Genomic DNA, 24,801 nt, shown 5'->3' on the forward strand with positions numbered 1-24,801 from the left:
GGGCTAAAGTGGAACACCCGTTCAGATACATCAAGCAGGTGTTTGGTTACGACAAAGTCCGCTATCGAGGCTTGGCCAAGAACAAGAGCCGGCTCTATCTGTTGGCGGCCTTCAGCAATCTGCTGATGGCAAGGAAAGAGCTGCAGGTATAGGGGCAGTGAGCCCAGATGACGCCCCACAGGGGGGGAAGATCCAAAATGGCCGGAAAAACACTCTGAATATTCGGCCATATATCGTCGAGAGTTTGAATTACCTCAGAACCTTGGGGTTATTCAGACTCTCCCTAACTCTTGCTGAAGACTTCTATGAAGAATACGGTAATTATTTTCATGTTGTTTGCGGTGGCATGCCTCATCACCGCTTGTAGCGGGAAACGGGTGTCAACTTCACTACAAACCATCCCCGTCACCATCCAAGAACCCAATCATATCCAATTCCAGGGCAAAGGCGCCGGTGCGGGCATGGCGTTGATGTCGACCATGGGTTCGATGGGGATTGCGCTGGGAGTGGCCATTGATGAGGGAATTGCCAAGGATATTCGGGAAGCCGCTGGGAAAGCTGGTTTCTCCGTGGACGACACTATCGTTCGAACATTGAAAGATGTCTCCCAAGGTGGGCTGGCGGCTGATGTTGGAGTTTTTCCTGCAGCATCAGAACAGATTGTGGTTCATCGATACGGATTCAAAACGACGGGTGGGGAAAATGACGCCACGTCAGCGGAAGTGGAGGTCGAAGTGGTGAGAGAAGGGCAAGTCGTTGGTACTTTCCATTACCCGGATGATTTGCCTGACAATCAAAACCTGCCAGCCTATCCACTGGAAGAGCTCAAACAGCAAGGTGAAAAAGCCAACGAGTTGTTAAGTATCGGGTTTGCAGAAGCGTTTAAGGGTATCATTGAGTTCATCCGGTAGTAGCCGTTTATTAAATCAGGATTGAAGTCAGTGATTACCATCAGGCAAGGGTCCGGTAACAGAATTGTTCAGCGATGGCTTGATTTGCTGAACAGGTATGCGACCAAAAAAATTCTGATTATTTTAACAATTTTCTACCCGGTTTTTCCTCTGGTGTTGCTGCCGGCCATTATTGATACGGGCGGTGCGCCGATACCGGATACTTATTTCTATTATAGTTCCGATACCCTTTACCAATGGTTATCCCTCTATACTGAAGAGGCTCGCCATTGCTATATGTTAGGGGCGGTAACGATTGACGTTATCTATCCTCTTTACTATTCCATTTCACTCAGTCTTCTGCTGACTTATGTCTTGAACAATCTTCAGGCAGATCGTGGTCGGATAGAGTATCTGAAACTGCTACCGATCATGCCTATACTGGCAGATTTTAGTGAAAACCTGTTACTCAGTAAGATTTTCTCAGCCTGGCCTAATCAACACGAATTTCTGGCGACAATGGCCGGTATTGCAACTTTGACCAAGTGGTCAGGATTAGCAATTGTTTTCGGCCTGATACTTCTTTTGGCTTTGATAAATCTTTGGACGAGTCGCATTAAATAGCACTTTCTGCTAACGGTATTCGCGTTCCTAAATAGAACACTATCTAATTATTAAGCACTTTGTTGGTGCTTCTTCCTTCTCGCTCTTCATCATTTCCTTCTTTAAATTCATGAAAACTCTAAAAAATATAAAAACTAACCAGTTGGTCAAATTATTACTTGGGTTGATCTATTCTTAAAAATGATCAAAAAATAGCATTAACTTGTGGGCACAGATTGGCGTCGATGGCGCTATAAGGTCGTCAGCAAGTTCAATGCTCTGGAGAACAATAATGACTAAATTGCAGCAACCCTCAGAATTACTATTTGGACTGGATGACAAACCGCCTGTTCCATCGGCCATGTTGGCGGCAATGCAGCACGTACTTGCCAGTTTTGTCGGCATCATCACTCCCACGTTAATCATCGGAGGCGTGTTAGGGTTGGGGGAGGAGGTGCCATATCTCGTCAGTATGGCGTTGATCGTCTCCGGTGTAGGTACTTTCATTCAGGCTCGTAAGTTTGGACCGGTAGGCTCTGGATTAGTGGCATTGCAAGGCACCAGCTTTGCCTTTTTGGGCTCTGTACTTGCGGCAGGGTTTGTGGCCAAAGCGAAAGGTGGCGGCCCTGAAGAGATGTTGAGCCTGATATTTGGTGTGTGCTTTTTCGGGGCGTTTATTGAGATTTTTCTGAGCCAATTTCTACACAAGCTGAAAACAGTGATCAACCCGTTGGTGACCGGTATCGTCATCACAACGATTGGGTTATACCTGATCAAGGTTGGAATGACTGACCTGGCTGGTGGATTCAAAGCCCCTGATTTTGGCAGTTATGAAAACCTGGCTCTTGGGTTTGGCGTGTTGTTGGTGATCATCGTGTTAAACCAAAGCCGAAATGCCTATCTGCGCTCTGGCTCCATTTTCTTTGGGCTGATATTGGGTTTTATCGCGGCCTTCGCGATGGGGAAGGTGGATTTCTCTAAAATGGGCACCCTGGAGTGGCTGGCGATACCGGTTCCGTTTAAGTACGGTTTTTCATTTGATATCCAGGCCTTTATTCCGGTGGCTTTGATTTATTTAATTACGGCAATTGAATCTTCCGGAGACTTGACGGCAACCTCACTGGTTTCCAGGCAACCCATTGATGGCGACCTGTATCGAAATCGTATCAAGGGAGGGGTTTTGGGGGATGGAGTTAACTCTATGCTGGCGGCAATATTCAATACCTTTCCCAACACCACATTCAGCCAAAACAATGGCGTGATCCAGCTAACGGGTATTGCCAGCCGCTATGTCGCCTTTTGGGTGGCGGGGATTCTTGTTGTATTAGGACTGTTTCCAATGATCGGCGGTATATTCCAACAGTTACCTAAACCGGTGCTTGGCGGTGCGACACTGGTGATGTTCGGTACTGTGGCGGCTGCAGGTATCAGAATTCTTGCTACTTTGGACCTGGATCGCCGAACCATGCTCATAATGGCGGTATCTTTTGGGTTGGGATTGGGTGTTGCGACTGTGCCTGAAGCTTTGCAGGAAATGCCGAAAATCATCCAGAATATTTTCGGATCAGCGATTACTGTCAGTGGGCTGACAGCGATCATTCTGAATACCCTATTACCCCATGAGCCACACTCTGTGACAGGAAATACGGCAGCAACAGTTGATACTGCACGGAACGTATAAGCTGAGTTCGCTACAGGCGCTTCGAAACTGATTGGTTGAGAAGCTCCCCTCCTGAGCTGAATTCAGAAGGGGACCTGTCATCAGAACTGACGATGTAGAGATGATATCTGCAGTCGATTCCAAAGGTTGATCATGGCGATAGCCAGGGAAAGATTGGCGATTTGATTGGCATCGAAATGTTCAGCAAGCGGATAGAAGAGCGTGTTCAGGTCAGGGTGGCTGCCCTTGGTCGTCAGTGCTTCAGCCCATTCTAGTGCCGCTTTCTCAGCGTCAGTAAAAATATCCACTTCCTTCCAGACAACCAGCTTATCCAGCCGTTCCTGTTGCTCTCCGTCTTTTCTGGCTTCCTTCAGATGCATGTCAACACAGAACTCGCAGCCATTAATCTGGGATACGCGCAACTTGATCAAATGTTTTAGCAAGGGAGGTAAATTAGATGCCCCAATGGCGGCCTCAATTTGCAATAGGCCTTCAAAAGCGGCTGGGTTTTCCTGCATGTAGTCAAATCTTTTCTCTTTCATGGTGATCCTCATTAGTCGACGAAATGTCCTCTGCTTTCCATAGAATTCAGAGGTTACAGATAAGACGCGGGAGGTTCTCAAAATGTGACAGCGGTGAATAAAAGTTTTCGACTGAGGGTTTTCACGTAAACCCTTTCGCCAATAGAGCCGGACACTGCAGGCTGTTTAAATGAGCATAAGAATCAATGGGCTGGCGTTTCGCCGGACGATTGATCACATCTGTTGATGTTGGTGGGCATATCCGTCGTGAAAAAATGGCAGTTAGAAAACCAACAGGAAACGTCCTATCTTATGCTGTATACACGACTGAATTTAGCCGGGAGTCGTTATGTCTACTGACGTCAGGTCCACCGAAAGTAATGATAAGCACAAACTGACCCTCCGTTTTCTAGCAGAACCAACGGATGTGAATTTTGGCGGGAAGGTGCATGGTGGTGTCGTGATGAAATGGATCGACCTGGGAGGCTATGCCTGCGCTTCCAGTTGGAGTGGCAGATATTGTGTGACGGCCTATGTTGGTGGAATCCGGTTTATTTGCCCCATTCACATCGGCATGGTGGTGGAAGTGGAGGCTCAGGTTATATACACCGGTAAAACCAGTATGCATCTGGCGATTGACGTTTATTGTCGGGATCCTATAGAGCAGGAGCGCAAGAAAGCGACACACTGCGTCATGATTTTTGTCGCTGTAGACCGGGATTCCAGACCTGTGGGGGTCCCTGCATGGGAACCACGAACCGAGCAGGAAATTAAGCTCCGTGACTACGCGGTGAAATTAATGTCCCTGCGTCAGGAAATTGATGAGGAAATGAAGGACTATTTCAGTTCCTGAAAATTGCTCTCCGTCTGACCAAAAGACGCCGCTACAACTCACGCGCAACTTCCTTTACAATAGCCGCCCAAATTTTGATCCAACGATATTTGGATTGGTTAATAGTTTGATCCACCTATCGAATAAGCGCGGAGAAGCCCTTTTCATGTTAGAAGTTGCCCAGATTGTAAACCGTATTAAAGACCTCGGTGAGCGTACTGAATCCTTACGGAGGTATCTTTGACTACGACGTCAAGAAAGAACGTCTGGTTGAAGTAACAAGGGAGCTTGAAGATCCCAATGTCTGGAATGAGCCTGATCGTGCGCAGGCGTTGGGGCGTGAAAGGTCTTCGCTGGAAGCCGTGGTGGACACCTGTGAAACCGTGACTTCAGGCCTGGCTGATGCCCAGGAACTGCTGGACATGGCGGTCGAGGAACAGGATGCTGATGCGGTAGCTGAAATTGAGGGTGAGTTGGACACTCTAACCGCCAGGGTCGAAGAGCTGGAGTTTCGTCGTATGTTTGCCGGCGAAATGGATCCGAACAATGCTTATCTGGATATCCAGGCCGGATCAGGTGGTACCGAGGCACAGGACTGGGCCAACATGATCTTGCGGATGTATCTGCGCTGGGGCGAGCGCCGCGGCTTTAAAACCGAGTTGATTGAAGCATCCCCCGGTGAAGTGGCGGGAATCAAGAGCGCCACGATTCACTTCCAGGGCGAATATGCCTATGGCTGGTTGCGGACAGAAACCGGTGTTCACCGACTGGTGAGAAAATCACCTTTTGACTCTGGCAATCGTCGGCACACGTCCTTTGCTTCGGTCTTTGTCTCTCCTGAAATCGACGATAATATCGAGATCGATATCAATCCAGCCGATCTGCGTATTGATGTCTATCGAGCCTCTGGGGCTGGTGGTCAGCACGTTAACCGTACTGAGTCCGCTGTCCGTATCACGCACTTGCCAACCAATATTGTGGTTCAGTGCCAGAATGACCGCTCGCAGCACAAGAACAAAGATCAGTGTATGAAGCAGTTGAAGGCGAAGCTGTATGAGTTTGAATTGCAGAAACGCAACAGTGAAGCCCAGGCAGTAGAAGACAGTAAGGCGGATATCGGCTGGGGCAGCCAGATTCGTTCGTATGTACTGGATCAATCCAGAATCAAGGATTTGCGTACCAGCGTGGAAACGTCTTCCTGTCAGAACGTGCTGGATGGCGATCTGGATGAGTTTATCGAAGCCAGCCTGAAGCAGGGCTTGTAATTCGTTTCTGAAAAAAGATTTTCGTCGGTAGCAGGGCTGTTGATCGGCTCTGTCGCCTGACGGAAAGAGTTATTAATATCGATGAAATCTGTTGGCACAATCGCGTTATAACCCATCGCGTTATAAACCATAGTGCCAACCATAGATGTGGAATAAGGTAATCATGACTGACAATCAAAATTCGGCACCTGAAGAAAACAAACTGATCGCGGAACGTCGTGCCAAACTGAGTAAGATTCGCGAACAGGGCCAGGCCTTCCCGAATGATTTTCGTCGTGATGCCTACTGTGCGGATTTGCAGGCTCGTTATGGCGAGGAAGACAAAGAAGCGCTGGCTGAAATGGGCGTGCGGGTAAAAGTGGCCGGTCGTATCATGACCAAGCGTGGTCCCTTTATCGTTGTGCAGGATTCCACAGGTAGAATTCAGTTTTACGTTAACAACAAGGCGTTGTCTGACGAGCAGAAAGAACTGGTGAAATCCTGGGACTTTGGCGACATTATTGCCACTGAAGGTGTACTGCATAAGTCCGGCAAAGGCGATCTGTACATTGACATGGAATCTCCCCAGTTGCTGGTAAAAGCCCTGCGTCCTCTGCCAGATAAGTTCAAAGGGCTCTCGGACACTGAAGTTCGTTATCGTCAACGCTATCTGGATCTGGTAGCCAACGAAGAGACTCGAGAGACATTTAAAGTTCGTTCAAAAATCATTGAGGCAATTCGCTACTTCATGTCCAAGCGCGACTATATGGAAGTGGAAACCCCTATGCTGCAGGTGATTCCGGGTGGGGCTACGGCCAAGCCATTTGAGACCTATCACAATGCGCTGGATATTGAGATGTTCTTGCGTATCGCCCCTGAGCTCTACCTGAAGAGACTGGTTGTCGGCGGTTTTGAGCGGGTGTTTGAGATTAACCGCAACTTCCGTAATGAAGGGTTGTCCACCCGACATAACCCTGAATTCACCATGATCGAGTTCTATCAAGCCTATGCCGACTACAAGGATATGATGGACCTGACGGAAGAGATGTTACGCTGGGTGGCACAGGAAGTATTGGGAACTACCCAGGTACGGAATACCAAGCGGAACGAAGAAGGCGAAGTGCTGGAAGAATTTATTTATGACTTCGGTCAGCCATTCCAGCGTATGACGGTGCTGGAGTCGATCATGCATTTCCAGCCGGAGATTACCTTGGAGCAATTGAATGATCTGGACAGTGCCAAAGCCGTGGCGTCTGGTCTGGGGATTCCGTTGAAGGATACCTGGGGCTTAGGAAAAGTTCAGATCGAAATTTTCGAGAAGGTGGCAGAGCACCGCCTGATGCAGCCGACCTTTATCACTGAGTACCCCACGGAAGTATCTCCGTTGGCGCGTCGTAGTGACGATAATCCGTTTGTCACTGACCGTTTTGAGTTCTTTGTTGGTGGTCGTGAAATTGCCAACGGATTTTCTGAGTTGAATGACCCTGAAGACCAAGCGGAGCGTTTCCGGAAGCAGGTGGAAGAAAAAGAGGCTGGCGATGACGAAGCGATGTTCTTTGACGAGGATTACATCGTAGCGCTGGAGCACGGCATGCCGCCAACTGCAGGAGAAGGGATCGGTATTGATCGCCTGGTAATGCTTCTGACAGATTCTCCTTCCATTCGCGACGTGATTCTGTTCCCTCACATGCGTCCTCAATAAGCGGTGGGACTTGATCAGGAGGATCGGAAACCGGTGATTAGAGGTTTGTTATGTCATTGCTAAAAAACGCGTTAAAGCCCGGTACGGGCTGGGATACAAGGTTAGCCGACCAGTTCGGTATGCCTTACATGCAGCAGTTGGAAGCTTTTTTGTCTCAGGAAGAGGCGGCTGGGAAGGTGATTTACCCCAGTCTTGAAAACTGTTTTAACGCCTTGAATACCACGGCTTTTGATCAGGTGAAAGTGGTGATCCTCGGGCAGGATCCTTATCATGGGCCGGGCCAGGCCCATGGTCTGTGCTTTTCTGTGTTGCCGGGAGTTAAACCTCCACCTTCACTGGTGAATATTTTTAAGGAAATTCAGCAGGATATTGGTGTCAATATGCCGGAGCATGGTTGCCTGGGATATTGGGCACAGCAAGGTGTTCTGCTTCTCAACAGTGTCCTGACAGTGCAGCAAGCGCAAGCCGCATCGCATCAAAAGCGGGGTTGGGAGCAGTTTACCGATCGTGTCATTCAACTGGTGAATGAAGAGCGGGAGAATGTCGTCTTTATGCTTTGGGGGAGTTATGCCCAGCGTAAAGGGGCTTTTATCGACCGCCACAAACATTTGGTTTTAGAGAGCGTTCACCCTTCGCCTTTGTCTGCTCATCGTGGTTTTATGGGATGTCGACACTTTTCTGCGGCGAACGCTTATTTGAAGGATCATCATGTCAAGCCTCTGGACTGGCGATTACCGCCCAGAGAAATGCTGGATGAAGATGGTTGTCTGGATAAGACCAAAAAAAGGGAAGTCGTTTGACTTCCCTTTTTTAATTCAGGCACTGAAGTTCTTCGTCTGGTTATCAGGTTGTTTGGTGCTATTGAGATAGAAGCGCCATCGCTGCTTCCATTTCCTCACTCAGATCTTCGGCTTCATTCATATCTACTTCCGGATCCAGGCCCAGTCGATTGAAGGCGCTGATCTGTGTCCAGTCCATCTTGGTGTAGGGATGTTCTGTGCCAATCAGACTTTGTAGTCTTGCGACCATCACCACGTCTGCAAGATCCGCTTCAGGCACTTCCCGTTTAAAATTACAGTGTTCTTTGGGAACAATCTGAAGATCTTTGCTGAAATCCCATTTTTTCAGGATATAGCTGCCTATTGCCGGAGCCATGCTGCCGATCAGATTATCCAGGACAACGTTGTTGATCTGGATGTCATTTTCTTCAATGTAAGCCAGCACCGGTAGTGTGCCGATCTGGTGGATTAGGCCAGCCAGCGTCGCCTGATCAGGCTTGAGCTTGGTGTAATGCTGTGCCAGTACATGACAAATGCCGGCGACCTCCATACTGTTCTGCCAGACGTCACGCATGCGTTTATCGATCATTTCAGAGGTTGCCTGGAACATCTGTTCCATCGCAAGCCCTGTGGCGAGGTTGGCCGTATAAGCCATCCCCAACCGGCCGACTGCCATCTGCAAGTTGCTGATTTCACGGGAGCCACGTAATAATGGGCTGTTGCATACCCGAATGATTCTGGCGGTCATGGCGGCGTCGTTACTGAGAACATTGGCCAGATCCTGAACCGAGGAATCCGGGTTTTCAGCGACCTCTCTCACTTGTAAGGCCACCTCAGGAAGGGTGGGGAGAACCAGTTTATCGTTGTTGATAGCCTCAACGATGTCTTTTTTGATCTTGCTTTCTAGTTCGGGCATCGAATTTTCCGCGAATGTCTGACTGCTAATTAAATCCGTAGATTTTAATTATTTATATATAGCAGATTTTGCAAAATAAACCCGGTCGCCCAGCATTGAAATCGTAGGATTTTTGTTACCGGGAAGGCCGGGTGTTTGTGTTTTGCTCAACATGATACGGCAACTCGCGCAGGTGACAACGGGAGTTCGGTTGGTCTTTGAGTTGCAAAGGCTCACCGGCTTCAACATGGCTGTTATCCACTACCGCCAGCGCCAATTGCTGATCCAGAGTGTTGTCTGCAGACCTTACAATGGTGCCGATCACTTTTTCTCCCTCGCCAATCAGACTGTCCCCTGCGCGCGCATGTCCACCATCAATGGCCATAAGATACATGCGCTTTTTTAGCTTGCCCAGGTACTGCATGCGGGCAACGATTTCCTGACCGGTATAGCAACCTTTTTTAAAGCTGACACCATCCAGAAATTGCAGATTCTGCATTTGTGGGATGAATTCTTCCTGGGTGTCAGGATACACCTCGCCAAGACCGGCTCGGACATCCTGTAACTCCCATTCGGATTCTTCACCCAGGCATAAGTTGGAGATCAGATCCGGAAGTTGCTGCAGCGCGGATTCGGTGTCTGCATAGAGCTCGAAGCGGGGTTGATCCCCTGGTACTCTCACCACTGAAAGTCCTTTTACCTGTTCGGCAGCATTGGCTTCAGTTGGTAGTGTGCCCAGCAACTGAGAGAGAACATCTTCGTCTCCACATAGGCCGAGTACACCGATATCTTCCTCGACTTTCAACTCGCACTTATAGAACACCTTGAATTTGGCGAGATGCTGATTGAGTGAATCTGCAACGCCTTCAGGGCAGCGGAGTAAGTATTTCTCAGGCGCAACATTGATGACTCGAAACTGTGCAATCATTCGCCCTTTGTTATTGCAGCAGGCTCCCAAAGAAGATTGTGTTGGCGTAATTTGTTTAAGGTCACAGGTGAACTGACCCTGCATGAACTTTTCCGCATCAGGACCCGTGACAGAAATCAGCTGATAGCTTTTTAAAGGGTAAAGAGACGGGCCGTTCTGGTTGGTCTCTTCAGAGTTCCAGATTGCATCAATTGAATTCCAGAACAGGGTGGCCGGCATTGAGTTCTCCATGATGTTACGGTTTATGGCATCGGTATAGTTGTATCAATCACTGAATCTCCCGGAGTTTGAATTGGATATCCGAGGCTTAGGGTCTTTACCCTTGATTCTGAGTGGTCGGGTCTATTAAGTCCCAACTAGTGTAATGAGTTTTCGGCGGCCTGTCAGGAGGGGGGAGTTGCCTGAGGCGCCATTCTCAACAGGACCCGAAGGCGGCGATAGTCTTCAGGATTTGTGCTGTCTTTTGTCAGAATGACCAGCTGACGTTTGAACTTTGGAAGTATTTGTTCAGAGGAGTTGTCTGGTCTGCAGGAGAGAATCGTCAATGGTGCTGTCAGAAGAGAGTCCCTGTCGAGGATGACGAGCTGGCTGGTGCCTCTTCGATGATGAATGCGGCAATTGACTTCCCCTTGTTGATCAAGCGTCAGGTCAATCGCCGTAATACTGTTTGGCCAGACTCTCAGGCCATGCAGTCCGATAGCGTAGATCCAGTGTATGGCGATGGCTCCTGCCAACAACCACAGCCACTGATCGGGCAGATCAATATGGAACAGTATGAGGCCCAACGCAGTAAAGAGCAGGGTCAGCAGCAGACAAACCGTTAGTGACGGCTTGAGTTTAGTTGTACTTGGGCTGAACACGGTCAAGTATGATCTTAACGATGCGTGCCAGGTCAGGATCTTCTGGAGTTGATTTCTGCATGAACCACTGAAACATATCGGTGTCTTCGCATTCCAGCAAACGCTCATAACGTTCTTTATCTTCATCCGGAAGATGGGGATATGCTTCCTTGAGAAAAGGGACCAACAGAACATCCAGCTCTAGCATACCGCGGCGGCTGTGCCAGAACAGTCGATTGAAGTCAGCCTGGGAACTCATATATACCTCTACTCAATCCAGGGTCTGTGGTCTGAGTGGCTGGTGTTATGGTTAACACCCTAACGGGCAGCAACCCGTAAACGAAGCGCGTATTGTAGCGGCGCTGTGCTCAATCCTCCATGCCTATTTACCAGATTGTGGTGTCTGATCAACAGGTGATGTTATCCAAGGCTGAGTCCACTACCAGCTTTCGGAGGAGAAATTTACCGGTACCAGTATGGTGTCGGTAGGTTTTTCCATCGCCTTGGGATAGTCCAGTGTGTAATGCAACCCACGGCTTTCCTGCCGCTGAATGGCTGAACATATAATGAGATCGGCCACTGTGACCAGGTTACGTAGCTCCAGTAGGTCGTTGCTGACCTTGTAGTTGCTGTAATACTCGCGGATTTCCTGGTGAAGCAGATCCACTCGGTGTTTGGCTCGCTGCAGGCGCTTATCTGTACGAACAATGCCGACGTAGTCCCACATGAATCGTCGCAGTTCATCCCAGTTGTGGGAAATCACCACATCTTCATCTGAATCGGTGACCTGACTTTCGTCCCAGGAAGGCGCGCTGGGTGGGGGAGGGGAGAATTCAAGTCGACGAACAATATCCTCTGCACAGGCACGTCCAAATACCAGGCATTCAAGCAGGGAATTACTGGCCATGCGATTGGCACCGTGAAGGCCGGTGAACGCTGTTTCGCCTACTGCGTATAGGGAGTTGATATCGGTGTGGCTGTACTGGTCTGTGATGATTCCGCCACAGGTATAGTGGGCTGCTGGTACCACTGGTATCGGATCCCGCGTGATATCTATGCCATATTTCAGGCAGCGCTCGTAAACCGTTGGGAAATGGCTTTTGATGAAGCCTGTGTCACGATGTGAGATGTCCAGATACAGGCAATCAGCCCCAAGACGTTTCATCTCATGGTCGATAGCTCTGGCCACGACATCTCTGGGGGCGAGCTCGGCTTTGTCACTGAAGCGGTCCATGAAACGTTTGCCATTAGGCAGCAATAGTTTGCCTCCTTCCCCTCTAACCGCCTCGGTGATCAAAAATGACTTGGCTTGTGGGTGATAGAGGCAGGTTGGATGGAACTGATTGAATTCCATATTGCCGACCCGGCAGCCCGCACGCCAGGCCATGGCGATGCCATCGCCCGTTGCGACGTCCGGGTTGCTGGTGTACAGATAAACCTTGCTGGCGCCGCCTGTGGCCAGGACCACAAATCGTGCCCTGAACAATTCAACGTGACCGGTGCGATTATTTAACACATAGGCACCAACACAGCGGTTGCCCGGCATAAATAGCTTGCGATGGGTAATCAGGTCAATACCGACCCGGTGCTCGAAAATCTGGATATTGGTTTTTTCCAGTGCTCTATCGGTCAAAGATCCAGAGAGGGCTTGCCCCGTGGCATCCGCGGCATGCAGAATCCTGCGGTGACTGTGACCACCCTCCTTAGTCAGGTGGAAGTTGTGAGAGGAGGTGCCAGATTCCTCCTTGTCGAACTGAACCCCTTGACTGATCAGCCATTCAATTGCATCGCGACCGTTTTCGACTGTAAATCTGACGGCGTCTTCATGACATAGGCCGGCACCGGCGTTCAATGTATCCTGGATATGGGATTCTGTACTGTCCTGGTCGTCATAAACGGCGGCAATTCCTCCTTGTGCCCAAAGGGTTGAGCCACTCTGCAGGGTGGTTTTTGATAAAACCGCAATCTTCAGATCTTCAGGAAGGTTCAGGGCAACGGATAATCCGGCAGCACCGCTACCGATGATCAGTACATCATGTTCAAAACTGGGACTCATGGATAGTTGTTAACTCTCTCGGCGGAAAGAAATTCGTTTCATACGACCTTGCCCAAGAGTGCGTAGACAATATCAGTAAAGCCAGCCGCTTCAATATATCGGCATGTGTCTACATGCATGGATGTCTCAGGTGTTGGTTGAATGCGTTTTTATCTTTGGTTCAGGATGCTGCCGCCCATTGTTGACTGGCACTCTTTGATCGAGGTGGCATCAGAGGCGAAAAGCCCCGGGGCAAATAACATCGCAAAGACTATACTAACACTTTGACAATCAGTGAACTATTTGGCCCGCCGAATGTCTATAACGATAATTCGTTTGGATAATTAAATTGGCGGGAACTTATGTCGATACAGCTTGTCGAACCTATTTCGGATCAACGATGGTCGTTGGAGAGAAGACAAACATTGGAAACAAGCAGCGTCTCTGGAAAATCTCTGGATCAGCAATTGGTAGAGCGCGTTCAGCGAGGTGATCGCAGGGCTTTCGATATGCTGGTGGTGAAATACCAAAGTAAAGTACTGGCAATTATCGCGCGCTATATCCGTGATCAGGCCGAAGTGGCAGATGTGGCCCAGGAAGCTTTTATCAAAGCCTATCGGGCGATCGCCTCGTTTCGTGGCGACAGTCAGTTTTATACCTGGCTGTATCGAATTGCCATTAATACCGCTAAAAATTATCTGGTATCGAAAGGTCGCCGTCCCCCGGGATCTGATGTTGAGCTTGAGGATGCGGTTTTCTATGAAGGGGGAGCCAGCCTGAAGGATATTGAATCGCCCGAGCAGCATTTACATCGCGATCAGCTTCAGTCGGCCATATACGCGGCTATCGAAGGGTTGCCGGAAGATCTCAAGGCAGCTCTGACCCTGAGGGAGTTTGACGGGCTCAGTTATGAGGAAATTGCAGACATTATGCAGTGTCCAGTGGGAACAGTACGATCCCGCATATTCAGGGCTCGTGATGCCGTTGACGCGCATATAGCGCCATTGCTGGAAAGCCGGGCAAACGTAGGTTAATTGATCGGGGTGGTTAGAATTTGGTTTTGAAGCCTGCATCGTCATGAACCGGGTTTCAGAATTTTGAGGTGAAAGTTATGAATGAAAGAACGAAAGAGTCTTTGTCAGCTTTGCTCGACAATGAAGCTGATGATCTGGAGTTAAGGCGGATACTGGCTCAGGCTCACGATGATGAGGTCATGGAAGTCTGGTGTCGTTATCATCAGATCCGGGCTGGAATGAATGCTGAAGAGTCTGCCTGGGCACATGTAGATTTGCGCCAGGGGATTGCCAGTCGTCTTGATGAGGAATTGGCAGATGATGCTACAGATGATACGACAATAGATCACTCGGATGCGGTTCTGTCGGGTAGTCCGAAAGTGCCGGTGGGCCATTCCGGAGCAGTGACAACAACGCGCTTTCCGTGGTGGGGGGGAGCGGCTATTGCGGCTTCTGTGGCTTTCGCTGTCGTATTTTTGGTTCAGACCACTGATCTGCGAAACAACACTGTTCCTCAGATCGTGGAAACTGGAGTACAGAGCTCTGGTACTGAAGTTGCGTCAACGGCAGGTAGCGGAGAAATTGAGTTCTCGGATGAGCATGAGCAGCGCCTGAATGCGTATTTGATGAAGCATGCCGGAAACGCAGCACTGAATGGTGGACGGAGCGTTGTGCCTTATGCCCGTTTGACCAGTTTTGAGCCGACGACTGAGATTCAATCTTCAGTAGAGGGAGTCGAGGCAGAATTGAAGGGAAAAGCTAAACCGCAGGCGAGTTCGGAGCCTGATGCGGAAGCCGGTAACGCAAACTAATTTGGCGAACGATGAGCAGAGAGACAATGAGTTTGTCCGTTCGAGTTAATAATCAAGAGATTCGACATTCAATGATACGTATGATGTTTTCGGCATTGGTGTTGTGGGCATTAAGTATGTCCAGCCAGGCCATGGGTTCAAAAGATCCTGCTGATTGGCTGGAGCGTATGGTGGAGGCCAGGAAAAGTGAGACCTATTCCGGCACCTTTGTCTACAGTCGCGGCGATGAAATGAGCAGTATGCGTGTTGTGCACAGGCTTAAGAATGGTGTCGAACAAGAACGACTTATCGCCCTTGACGGTGAGCCTCGAGAGATCGTCCGCAATGGTGAACGGGTGATTTGCATATTTCCGGGCAATGAGCAGGTGGAGTTGGAGCAAGCCCTGCCTGTTGGGCCTTTTTCTGCTGGAATCGCGGGCGATATTGCACCGCTGGCATCTGTTTACAGTATATCCGTGGCAGGAATGGAAAGACTGGCTGGGCATGAAGTCGTCAAAGTGGCTCTGATGGCGAAAGATACTTTTCGTTACAGCTATTTGCTTTGGCTGGAAAAACAAAGTGGTCTGTTGGTGAAGTCCATGTTGACGGGCAAAGAGGGAGAAATTCTTGAACGCTTTCAGTTTACGGAGCTGGAAATAGGAAAGCCTGTCAGTGATGATGAATTTACAGAAATCCTTCAAGGAGGGGTTACTTCTCATCTAGGGCAGGCTCAGGCAGAAGAGAAGCCTATTCCATATCGCTGGGAGCCAGGTTGGTTGCCACAAGGTTTTTCGCCAGCCCCTTATGTTTCTAAGACAAATAACGTCATGCCGGAGAAAAGCAGAAGTCGCATTTACACAGACGGCCTGACTCTGTTCACTGTGTTTGTCGAGCCTGTTGCGGAGGCAGGTATGCCGGAAGGTGCTTCAAAGATGGGAGCGACTTCTGCCTATTCCAGATATATGGACGTCGATAGTATTCGCTATGTGGTCACGGTAGTTGGAGAGGTGCCTATTGAGACTGCCAAGAAAGTGGCCGACAATATGCGCATGAAAGCGAATGTTGAGTCATCCTCATGATTGAAGAGCAGGGGCGGGTCGTCGCCATTGACAGTGATTTTGTGTGGATCAATACCATGCGTGAATCGGCCTGTCAGACCTGTTCGGCCAGTAAAGGGTGTGGTCAGAAAGTTCTGAATTCCATCTCCGGTGGTAAGGCCAGTCAAATTAAAGTTGCCAGGACTCTGGATGTTGGTGTCGGTGACATGGTGCTAGTCGGCATAGCGGAAGAGACTCTGATGAAAGCGTCGTTTCTGGCTTACCTGCTACCTCTTCTTGTGATGATATTGAGTGCCGGAGTCGCTGATGCCGTTTTCAGTTTACCCGATCCTATTGTTGCTCTGATTGGGCTGAGCGGGCTGGCAGCGGGCCTGTTGTTGGTTAAAACATTGTCATTTAGACTTTCTTGCAATCCCACATACCATCCCCAATTATTACGCAAGCTTGGATAGATATCCTCTGCGTGTCCCGGGTGTGCCAGAAAAAGCGCATCCCCCACTAACTTTCCATTCTATGGATTGAGTCCCAGGTTATCTTCCAGGCTGGATCATGCTGATGTTATCGGTGGCAAAGCCAAGACCGGAATGTCGGCGACTGTTATTCCTGGTTAGAAATTTCATCATGGAGCAGCTGAATGAGAAGGTTATCGATTGTCGTATTCGGTTGGTGGATGGGGTTAATGGCGTTGTCTGCCAGTGCCGTTGACCTGCCCGATTTTACCGAGCTGGTTGAAGAAGTCTCTCCTGCCGTTGTAAACATCAGCACGATTAGAAGAGTGAATGATGGGAATGCCCAGTTTTTTGGCAACTCTCCTGAAATGGAGCAGATTCCTGAATTTTTTCGTCATTTTTTCGGTGACCGCTTTCCCCGGGGTGGTGGCGTCCCCAGAGAAGCGCAGTCGATGGGGTCTGGTTTTATTGTCTCTCACGACGGCTATGTTCTGACCAATAACCACGTGATCGAAGGTGCAGACGAGATTTTTGTTCGTTTGGTTGATCGTCGGGAGCTGAAAGCGACCCTGATCGGGGCTGATGCCAAATCTGATCTGGCATTGTTGAAACTGGATGCTGATGATCTACCGGTGCTGAAAGTTGGGAAGTCCTCCAATTTAAAAGTCGGTGAATGGGTCGTGGCGATTGGGTCACCGTTTGGCTTCGACTATACCGTTACGGCGGGTATTGTCAGTGCCAAGGGGCGGAGTCTGCCAAATGAAAATTACGTGCCTTTTATTCAGACAGATGTGGCGATTAACCCGGGCAATTCTGGTGGTCCCCTGTTCAATCTTGACGGAGAGGTTGTCGGAATAAACTCCCAGATTTATACACGTTCGGGTGGTTTCATGGGCGTTTCTTTTGCCATACCTATTGATGTGGCGATGAATGTCATGACTCAGATTAAAGAGACTGGCAGTGTGCAGAGGGGCTGGCTCGGTGTCTTGATTCAGGAAGTTAATAAGGATTTGGCCGAATCCTTCAAGCTGGATAAACCCCGCGGAGCACTGGTCGCTCAGGTAATGAAAGATTCTCCAGCTGATAAGGCCGGCTTGCAGCCTGGTGACGTGATCACTGGCTTTGAGGGTACTGATATCGGATTGTCTTCAGAACTGCCGCATCTTGTTGGACGAGTGAAGCCAGGAAAAAGTGCGGAACTGAATGTTGTGCGGAATGGTCGTGAAATTAAGTTGGACGTCGTCATTGGTCAGTTGCCTGGGGAATCCGGAGCGGTGACAGCATCTCCTGCCAAAGCTGAGGCTCGGGGGAATGCTCTTAGTCTGGATGTCAGAGATCTGACAGAAGCAGAAAAGTCTCAATTGCAGGTGTCTGGTGGTGTATTGGTTACCAATATATACCCTGGGCCGGCCGCTACTGCAGGTATCAGGGTGAATGATGTGATTAGCAGCCTGAATAATCACGAGGTTAAGACCGTTGAAGATTTCAATCAGGTGGTGGAAGAGCTGCCGAAGAACAAATCTCTGCCTGTATTAATCATTCGCAACGGTAACCCTGCTTTTATTGTGATGAAAGTTAACTAAGCAGCTGGTGACCTGGTTAAATAACAAAGGGCGGAACCAGGTTTCGCCCTTTTTTGTGATCTAAAGGTTCTCATTTGGCCGCCTCACCAACTTATGTTGAGTAAATTATGCTAATTTCACTGCATTTCAGTGTTGGAGCTGGTAAAATTCTGCGGCCTTTAATTTGCGTCCGAGTGTTAGCAGTCTGTGAGTAAACTCAAACATATTCGAAATTTTTCCATTATCGCCCACATTGACCATGGGAAATCCACCATTGCCGACCGGTTTATCCAGTACTGCGGTGGGTTGACTGAACGTGAAATGTCCGAACAGGTTTTGGATTCCATGGACATCGAGCGCGAGCGGGGAATAACCATCAAGGCTCAGAGCGTAACTTTATATTACGACGCTCAGGATGGAGAGCGGTATCAGCTGAATTTCATCGATACCCCGGGGCATGTGGATTTTTCCTATGAAGTTTCCCGGTCTCTTGCTGCCTGTGAAGGGGCGTTGCTGGTAGTGGATGCCGGCCAGGGGGTTGAAGCCCAATCGGTAGCGAACTGTTATACCGCCATCGAAATGGGGCTGGAAGTCATCCCTGTACTTAACAAGATGGATCTTCCTCAGGCTGAACCGGCACGAGTAAGGCACGAAATTGAAGAGATTATTGGCATTGATGCTTCGGGTGCGGTTGAAGCCAGTGCTAAAGCTGGCATTGGGATTCAAGAAACACTCGAGCAGATTGTTCAATTGATTCCACCTCCCGAGGGAGACCCGGAAGAGCAGTTACAGGCACTGATTATCGACTCATGGTTTGATAATTATCTCGGGGTTGTATCCCTGGTTCGAGTGAAGAATGGTGAGCTCAAAAAGGGTGATAAAATTGTCATCAAGTCGACCAGTGTTCAGGAACCGGTGACGTCGATAGGGGTGTTTACACCCAAACGCAAGGAAACCGGAGGCCTCAAGGCCGGTGAGGTGGGGTATGTCGTCGCTGGCATCAAGGACATCCATGGTGCGCCGGTCGGGGATACCATTACTCACGCCAAGACACCCGATGTTACTCCTTTGCCTGGATTCAAAAAGGTCCAGCCCCAGGTATATGCCGGGGTGTTTCCGGTCAGTTCAGATGATTATGAGGATTTTCGTGAGGCGTTGGAAAAACTGACCCTGAATGATGCCTCTCTGTTTTTCGAGCCGGAAACGTCTGATGCTCTTGGCTTCGGCTTCCGTTGTGGATTCCTGGGAATGCTCCACATGGAAATTATCCAGGAGCGTTTAGAGAGAGAATATGATCTTGATCTGATCACAACCGCGCCGACGGTTGTATATGAGATTCTGACGAAGAAAAACGAAGTGGTCATGGTTGATAACCCGTCCCGCCTGCCGGATCCCGGGTTTATCGAAGAAATGCGTGAGCCTATTGTAGAAGCTAATATCCTGGTGCCTCAGGATTACCTAGGTAACGTTATTTCTCTGTGTGTTGAAAAGCGCGGCGTACAAAAGAATATGCAGTTTCTTGGATCTCAGGTGTCACTGAGTTACGAGTTGCCTATGGGGGAAGTGGTTCTGGACTTTTTTGATCGGCTGAAGTCTGTGAGCCGTGGTTATGCTTCCCTGGATTATCACTTTGTTCGTTTTCAGGCGGCCAATCTGGTGCGTCTGGATATTCTTATCAATGGTGAAAAAGTTGATGCGTTGGCTTTGATCGTTCACAAGGATAATGCCCCTTATCGCGGTCGTCAGCTTGCGGAAAAAATGAAAGACCTGATTCCCCGGCAAATGTTTGACGTGGCTATACAGGCTGCGATCGGTGGTCAGATAGTTGCTCGAACCACCGTCAAGGCCCTGCGCAAGAACGTACTGGCCAAGTGTTATGGTGGTGACGTGTCGCGTAAGAAAAAATTGCTGCAGAAGCAGAAAGAAGGGAAAAAACGCATGAAACAGGTGGGGCGTGTGGAAATACCACAGGATGCCTTCCTGGCTGTGCTAAAAGTGGATAACTAGAGTCCGGTTGGTATCTATACCGATTAAGCGGGCGCGACATCAAACTTTCATCGAATAAGATCGCTCACAGGAAATATCATGGATTTTGATTTTGCAATTATTCTCGTTTTATTGACGGGTATCGCGGGAGCCATATGGCTGGTAGACATTCTGTTTTTCGCGAAAGCCCGCCAAGCGGAGTCACCTTCAGAATCAGAAGAGAAATTAAATGCGTCAGAAGCGGCAATGGAAACTCCTGTAGCCGTTGAGTATGCCAAATCTTTTTTTCCTGTGTTGTTGTTGGTGTTGATTGTCCGGTCTTTTCTGGTTGAGCCTTTTCAGATCCCTTCTCAATCCATGCTGCCTACTTTGGAAGTTGGTGACTTTATCCTGGTCAATAAATATGAGTATGGTTTGAGAGTTCCGGTTCTGGGGTACAAGTTCTTCGAGATTGGGGAGCCTGAGCGTGGTGACATCATGGTATTTAAAAACCCGGAGGATAACATGACCAACTATATCAAGCGGGTCGTTGGGGTTCCTGGTGATGTTGTCCGTTATACGAACAAAGAGCTTTACATCAATGGTGAAAGAGTTCAGGAAAAACTGTTAGCTGCGTTGCCCGCAGGAGCCCCGAGGGAGTTGATTTTTGAGGAGGTTCTCGGGAGTCACACTCATCGAATCATAAAGCGTAATGACCGTAATGTGATGGGGGAGGGTGAGTGGATCATCCCGGAAGGTGAATATTTCATGATGGGCGACAACCGTGATCGGTCTAAAGATAGCCGATTTATCGGTTTGGTTCCGGATGAAAACATTGTCGGACGGGCATTTGCTATCTGGATGCATTGGGAAAAATTACTCTCATTACCATCCTTTTCAAGGGTTGGCACTCTGGATTAGTATCGAAGTGAAATTGGGGATTAGTATTAAAGTGGGATTGGGGTTGGCGACTGAATCCTGTAAAAACAACTGCTTGCAGACTATGCTTACCGGAGTGGTTGAAACGAAGAGGCTTCTTTATGCGTAAAAAACAAACTGGCGCATCAATGTATGTCACCATGCTATGGATCCTGATAGGGGTGTCTGTAATTTATCTGGCATTGAAAATTACTCCAATATATTTGGATAACTATACCATTGCCTCTGCTTTGGACGGGCTGAAGCGGGAAACAAACCTAGCTAAGCTCACCAATCAGGAAATCCTGAAGAGATTGGATAAGCACCTGGTGATAAATAATGTGCGCAACTTTAATAAGGAGAACGTGGAAATCGTTCGTGAAAAGACTTCGGTGTCTATCAATATCGATTACGAAGTGCGCACTAATATTATAAAGAATATTGATGCAGTGGTTTCTTTCGAGAACCGTCTGGAAGTGAATAATCAGTGATAGAAAAGCTAGACAGGCTCCAACGTGCCATAGGGTATAAGTTCAACGATATCGGATTGCTGACCTTGGCATTGACTCATCGAAGCTATGGTATGCGCAATAATGAGCGCCTTGAGTTCTTAGGCGATTCGGTGCTCAATTTTATTATCGCCGAGCACCTCTATAGTCGTTTTGAAGAGGCTCGGGAGGGCCAGCTCAGTCGTTTGCGTGCAAGGATGGTGAAGGGAGTGACGTTGGCGGAGATTGCCCGGGAGTTTGATCTGGGGGAATACTTGCGCCTTGGCTCCGGTGAGCTGAAGAGTGGTGGGTTTCGTAGAGAATCAATACTGGCTGATGCGTTGGAATCAGTTATTGGGGCTATTTATCTGGACAGCGGTTTTGATGTTTGTACAGAAAGAGTTCTGAACTGGTTTGATCAACGTCTCGCAGCTTTGAATCTGAAAGACACTACTAAGGATTCAAAAACTCGTCTGCAAGAGTATTTGCAGGCTCGCCAGTTGAATCTTCCCCGATACGAAGTTATCTCCGTGCAGGGCGAGGCGCATGCTCAAACGTTTCACGTCAGATGTGTCATTGATTGCCTGGACGAGCCTACAGAAGGTACTGGAAGTAGTCGACGCGTCGCAGAACAGAAATCCGCCAAGAAAGCATTGGCAGAACTAGGTGTAGATAAGTGAATGAATCTCCTTCGACTCGTTGTGGATATGTTGCCATAGTCGGTCGTCCCAATGTTGGTAAGTCAACGCTTCTAAATCGTATTCTCGGTCAGAAAATCAGCATAACCTCTCGCAAGCCTCAGACAACACGTCATCAGATTCTCGGCGTTAAAACTGAGGAAGATTATCAGGCGATATACGTCGATACTCCAGGTTTGCACCGTTCAGAAAAGAAAGCGCTTAATCGGGTGCTAAACAAAGCTGCGTCAACAGCAGTAAAGGATGCAGATGTAATAGTTTTTGTCGTAGACCGGGATCACTGGACTGAAGAGGATCAATACGTTCTTGATAAGGTGAAAATAGCTAAGGCGACGAAAGTTCTTGCGATAAATAAAGTGGATCGCCTGGACGATAAAGATCGGCTATTGCCCTTTATTGAGCGGCTGAGCTCTGAATGCGATTTTTCTCATATTGTGCCTATCTCAGCAGAGCGGGGAACGAATGTTGATCGCTTGGAAGAGGTGATTAGTGAGACGTTGCCGGAAAGTATTCACTTCTATCCGGAAGATCAGATAACCGATCGCAGTGAACGATTTCTTGCTATGGAAATTGTTCGTGAAAAGGTGATGCGGCAGCTCGGTGAAGAGATCCCATATGAAGTGGCTGTTGAAATTGAGCAGTTTAAGCAGGAAGGCAAGCTGCTACGTATCAATGCGTTGATTCTGGTCGAAAGAGATGGGCAGAAGAAAATCGTCATCGGCCATAAAGGTGAACGTATCAAGCGTATTGGTATTGATGCCCGGAAGGATATGGAGCTGCTGTTCGAGCATAAAGTCATGTTGGAATTGTGGGTCAAGGTGAAATCTGGGTGGAGTGATAACGATAGGGCGCTTAAAAGCCTTGGTTATGATGACCGCTAGGGTATAGTCTTGCTTCTCCTATATATGTGCGCGCCTATCTAGGATGGGGGCGAGGCGGAGGTGAATGTTCAGTGCAAAACCTGCAATGCGCTTTTGTTTTGCATACCCGTCCCTACAGGGAATCCAGCCTGATTGTCGACTTGTTCTGTGAGGAGTCTGGTCGGGTTGCGGCGGTTGTTAAAGGTGGTCGTGTAAAGAAAGGATTATCTGCCTTGCTACAACCCTTTCAAAAGATTCTGGTTTCATTTAGTGGTAATTCAGAACTTAAAAATCTGATGCAGGTCGAGTCGGGTGATTTGCACCTGACATTGTCTGGTTTGTCCCTCTATTCCGGATTCTATCTGAACGAACTTATTCTCAAGCTGTTGCCTGTCCATGGCGGCCCCTCCGATTTGTTTTCCCAGTACGTATTGGCGCTTAAGGCTTTAGCTGCAGGAGAGGTCGTAGAGCCATCCCTCAGAGAATTTGAACTGGCACTTTTGTATGAGTTGGGTGTCGGTTTTGATTTCTGTTATGAAAGTACTACAGGTACAGAGGTGATGGAAACCCAATACTACCTAGTGGATGCCATTTCGGGTATCCAAAGAGCCGATCCGGCCGATCCCAAAAGTTTAAAGGGCAGTGTTATGCTGGCGATAGCGCAACGGCTATGGCAAGATCCGGCAGTGCTTTTGGCAGCCAAGAAAGTTTGCCGATCGATGATTAATACTTTACTGGACGGCAAGGAGCTTCAGTCCCGAAAGGTGATGCGGCAGTATGTTGAAGCTCTACGTCGGGAAGTCAAGCTGTAAGCCGGTACTCATAATCCGGATTTATAAGATGCTAGCCTAAACGCTAACTGGATTGCAGAACAAAATAACCAGGCCGTCAGTTACATGCGGTCGGTGGTGAGTGATAGAGGTGGGAAGTGACAAATCGTGTATTACTGGGAGTAAATGTTGATCACGTGGCAACCTTAAGGGAGGCTCGTGGAACCCGTTATCCTGATCCGGTATTAGCTGCTTTGCAGGCGGAGCAAGCCGGAGCTGATGGCATCACGATTCATCCTCGGGAAGATCGCCGTCATATTCAGGATCGTGACGTCTGGGTCTTGAAAGAAACTCTTACCACCAGAATGAATCTTGAAATGGCTGTTACGGATGCCATGATTGAATTAGCTGAAAAAGTCCAGCCTGCCCATTGTTGTCTGGTGCCTGAAAAACGTGAGGAACTCACGACAGAAGGTGGTCTGGATGTCGTAGGGCAAGAAGCGCGAGTTGCTGATGCATGTCGCAGGCTTTCGGCAGCGGGTATCGAGGTCTCCCTCTTTATCGATCCCGATCCGGAGCAAATTGCGGCAGCAAAACGCTGTGGTGCTCCAGCTATAGAAATTCATACTGGTCGCTATGCAGATGCTAAGGAAGCCGCTGAGCAACAAAGAGAGTTGGAAGTGGTTCGCAAAGGAGTTGAGTGTGGCTGCGACTTGGGGTTGATCGTGAATGCCGGTCACGGACTTCATTATCATAATGTGCAGGCAGTTGCCGCCTTACCCGGAATCAATGAGCTTAATATTGGTCATAGTATCGTAGCTCAGGCTTTGTTTTCAGGTTTCGCAGAAGCGGTAAAAGATATGAGGAAGTTGTTGGATCAAGCTGCCCTTATAAGTAATCGGAACAACTAGACTCTGACAGTGTTTAAGTTGCTTCACTAAAGGAGTTGGAGGCTTGAGTAAGTACGTAATATTCAAGTCTGAGTATGCAAGCGATACTATTTCCTAATTGCTTGTTTTAGAGTGTTTTTTAACCAAAATATATTATTTTGGATTTTTCTGAAGAAAGGGGTTGCAACGTCGAGCAAGCGACGTATAATGCGCACCTCTTCTGCAGCGGAGCCCACCCGGAAGGGGTGAGAAACAAGGCTCAGCGACGCAGAGCTCAAGGATGAGGCGACAGTTTGAAAATGAGAGATTCAGTTCAAAATGTCAGCGCCAAACAGGAAGTTAAAAAACAGTTTGACAACAACGATCAACACTGTAAAATGGCGCGCCTCATCGGGATGAATGCCCGGGCGA

26 protein-coding genes are annotated in these 24,801 nt (G+C 48.7%); 20 read left to right on the top strand and 6 right to left on the bottom strand.

Annotation, left to right across the window (positions count from 1 at the left end; translation table 11 throughout):
- The 4 genes from F566_RS31765 to F566_RS0103235 all read left to right on the top strand — a co-directional run.
- Positions 1-152: transposase (locus tag F566_RS31765; protein WP_020405401.1), on the top strand; the 152-nt coding region annotated here is incomplete at its 5' end.
- Positions 153-305: 153 nt separating this feature from the next.
- Entirely contained in the window at positions 306-911 is a 606-nt protein-coding gene (locus tag F566_RS31770; protein WP_020405536.1) for a hypothetical protein, read from the top strand.
- 30 nt (positions 912-941) lie between these two features.
- Complete coding sequence (locus F566_RS0103230) at positions 942-1,514, top strand: hypothetical protein (RefSeq protein ID WP_020405537.1); 573 nt, start codon at positions 942-944, stop codon at positions 1,512-1,514.
- Between the two features lie 271 nt (positions 1,515-1,785).
- Positions 1,786-3,174: a nucleobase:cation symporter-2 family protein gene (locus F566_RS0103235; protein ID WP_020405538.1), complete on the top strand. Its 1,389-nt coding sequence runs from the start codon at positions 1,786-1,788 to the stop codon at positions 3,172-3,174.
- Between the two features lie 80 nt (positions 3,175-3,254).
- Here the strand turns inward: F566_RS0103235 and F566_RS0103240 are convergent, their stop codons facing one another.
- Positions 3,255-3,695 (bottom strand): carboxymuconolactone decarboxylase family protein, encoded by a 441-nt coding sequence (locus tag F566_RS0103240; protein WP_051085255.1) that lies wholly within the window; start codon positions 3,693-3,695, stop codon positions 3,255-3,257.
- Positions 3,696-4,023: 328 nt separating this feature from the next.
- On the opposite strand from F566_RS0103240, the gene F566_RS0103245 reads away from it, so the two are divergent.
- The 4 genes from F566_RS0103245 to ung all read left to right on the top strand — a co-directional run bounded on the left by F566_RS0103245 (position 4,024) and on the right by ung (position 8,252).
- On the top strand, positions 4,024-4,527 hold the full coding sequence (locus F566_RS0103245; RefSeq protein WP_020405540.1) for an acyl-CoA thioesterase: 504 nt from the start codon (positions 4,024-4,026) through the stop codon (positions 4,525-4,527).
- Positions 4,528-4,672: 145 nt separating this feature from the next.
- Positions 4,673-5,771, top strand: a protein-coding gene (prfB, locus tag F566_RS0103250; protein ID WP_157496608.1) for a peptide chain release factor 2 whose coding sequence is annotated in 2 segments (ribosomal slippage) — positions 4,673-4,747 and positions 4,749-5,771 — 1,098 coding nt in all. Because the reading frame shifts where the segments join, the coding sequence is not laid out codon by codon here.
- A gap of 163 nt (positions 5,772-5,934) precedes the next feature.
- Positions 5,935-7,452, top strand: a complete 1,518-nt coding sequence (gene lysS, locus F566_RS0103255; RefSeq protein ID WP_020405542.1) for a lysine--tRNA ligase — start codon at positions 5,935-5,937, stop codon at positions 7,450-7,452.
- Positions 7,453-7,502: 50 nt separating this feature from the next.
- On the top strand, positions 7,503-8,252 hold the full coding sequence (gene ung / locus F566_RS0103260; RefSeq protein WP_020405543.1) for a uracil-DNA glycosylase: 750 nt from the start codon (positions 7,503-7,505) through the stop codon (positions 8,250-8,252).
- A 58-nt stretch (positions 8,253-8,310) separates the two neighbouring features.
- Here ung and F566_RS0103265 read toward each other — a convergent pair whose 3' ends face one another.
- From F566_RS0103265 to nadB, 5 genes are all read right to left on the bottom strand, one after another.
- Entirely contained in the window at positions 8,311-9,147 is an 837-nt protein-coding gene (locus F566_RS0103265) for an HDOD domain-containing protein (protein ID WP_020405544.1), read from the bottom strand.
- Between the two features lie 115 nt (positions 9,148-9,262).
- A complete protein-coding gene (gene ygfZ, locus F566_RS31775; RefSeq protein WP_020405545.1) occupies positions 9,263-10,273 on the bottom strand; it encodes a CAF17-like 4Fe-4S cluster assembly/insertion protein YgfZ in 1,011 nt (336 codons plus the stop codon).
- Positions 10,274-10,437: 164 nt separating this feature from the next.
- On the bottom strand, positions 10,438-10,914 hold the full coding sequence (locus F566_RS36740) for a protein YgfX (protein WP_157496610.1): 477 nt from the start codon (positions 10,912-10,914) through the stop codon (positions 10,438-10,440).
- Positions 10,892-11,152, bottom strand: coding sequence for an FAD assembly factor SdhE (locus F566_RS0103280; RefSeq protein WP_020405547.1), 261 nt, complete (start codon positions 11,150-11,152; stop codon positions 10,892-10,894). Before F566_RS0103280 ends, F566_RS36740 begins: the two co-directional genes overlap by 23 nt.
- 180 nt (positions 11,153-11,332) lie before the next feature.
- Positions 11,333-12,949, bottom strand: coding sequence for an L-aspartate oxidase (gene nadB, locus F566_RS0103285; protein WP_020405548.1), 1,617 nt, complete (start codon positions 12,947-12,949; stop codon positions 11,333-11,335).
- Positions 12,950-13,353: 404 nt separating this feature from the next.
- Here nadB and rpoE point away from each other — a divergent pair, with 404 nt between their 5' ends.
- From rpoE to pdxJ, 12 genes are all read left to right on the top strand, one after another.
- The gene (gene rpoE / locus F566_RS0103290) at positions 13,354-13,962 is read left to right on the top strand and encodes an RNA polymerase sigma factor RpoE (protein WP_020405550.1); all 609 of its coding nucleotides are present in this window, start codon (positions 13,354-13,356) and stop codon (positions 13,960-13,962) included.
- 77 nt (positions 13,963-14,039) lie between these two features.
- A complete protein-coding gene (locus F566_RS0103295) occupies positions 14,040-14,753 on the top strand; it encodes a sigma-E factor negative regulatory protein (protein WP_020405551.1) in 714 nt (237 codons plus the stop codon).
- A 71-nt stretch (positions 14,754-14,824) separates the two neighbouring features.
- The gene (locus tag F566_RS0103300) at positions 14,825-15,811 is read left to right on the top strand and encodes a MucB/RseB C-terminal domain-containing protein (RefSeq protein ID WP_020405552.1); all 987 of its coding nucleotides are present in this window, start codon (positions 14,825-14,827) and stop codon (positions 15,809-15,811) included.
- A complete protein-coding gene (locus F566_RS0103305) occupies positions 15,808-16,242 on the top strand; it encodes a SoxR reducing system RseC family protein (RefSeq protein ID WP_020405553.1) in 435 nt (144 codons plus the stop codon). The genes F566_RS0103300 and F566_RS0103305 overlap by 4 nt, the downstream gene beginning before the upstream one ends.
- Positions 16,243-16,424: 182 nt before the next feature.
- Positions 16,425-17,822, top strand: coding sequence for a DegQ family serine endoprotease (locus F566_RS0103310; RefSeq protein WP_033415722.1), 1,398 nt, complete (start codon positions 16,425-16,427; stop codon positions 17,820-17,822).
- 186 nt (positions 17,823-18,008) lie between these two features.
- Positions 18,009-19,808 (top strand): translation elongation factor 4, encoded by a 1,800-nt coding sequence (gene lepA, locus F566_RS0103315; protein ID WP_020405555.1) that lies wholly within the window; start codon positions 18,009-18,011, stop codon positions 19,806-19,808.
- A gap of 78 nt (positions 19,809-19,886) precedes the next feature.
- Positions 19,887-20,687, top strand: a complete 801-nt coding sequence (lepB, locus tag F566_RS0103320) for a signal peptidase I (protein WP_020405556.1) — start codon at positions 19,887-19,889, stop codon at positions 20,685-20,687.
- A 119-nt stretch (positions 20,688-20,806) separates the two neighbouring features.
- Positions 20,807-21,175 carry a DUF4845 domain-containing protein gene (locus F566_RS0103325; protein WP_020405557.1) on the top strand — a complete coding sequence of 123 codons (369 nt, stop codon included), beginning with the start codon at positions 20,807-20,809 and terminating at the stop codon, positions 21,173-21,175.
- The gene (gene rnc / locus F566_RS0103330; protein ID WP_020405558.1) at positions 21,172-21,852 is read left to right on the top strand and encodes a ribonuclease III; all 681 of its coding nucleotides are present in this window, start codon (positions 21,172-21,174) and stop codon (positions 21,850-21,852) included. The genes F566_RS0103325 and rnc overlap by 4 nt, the downstream gene beginning before the upstream one ends.
- Entirely contained in the window at positions 21,849-22,751 is a 903-nt protein-coding gene (era, locus tag F566_RS0103335) for a GTPase Era (RefSeq protein ID WP_020405559.1), read from the top strand. Before rnc ends, era begins: the two co-directional genes overlap by 4 nt.
- A 71-nt stretch (positions 22,752-22,822) precedes the next feature.
- A complete protein-coding gene (gene recO, locus F566_RS0103340) occupies positions 22,823-23,542 on the top strand; it encodes a DNA repair protein RecO (RefSeq protein WP_020405560.1) in 720 nt (239 codons plus the stop codon).
- A gap of 116 nt (positions 23,543-23,658) precedes the next feature.
- Positions 23,659-24,411: a pyridoxine 5'-phosphate synthase gene (gene pdxJ, locus F566_RS0103345; protein WP_020405561.1), complete on the top strand. Its 753-nt coding sequence runs from the start codon at positions 23,659-23,661 to the stop codon at positions 24,409-24,411.
- Positions 24,412-24,801 lie beyond the last annotated feature (390 nt).

The sequence above is a fragment of the Hahella ganghwensis DSM 17046 genome (assembly GCF_000376785.1).
Lineage (GTDB): Bacteria > Pseudomonadota > Gammaproteobacteria > Pseudomonadales > Oleiphilaceae > Hahella > Hahella ganghwensis.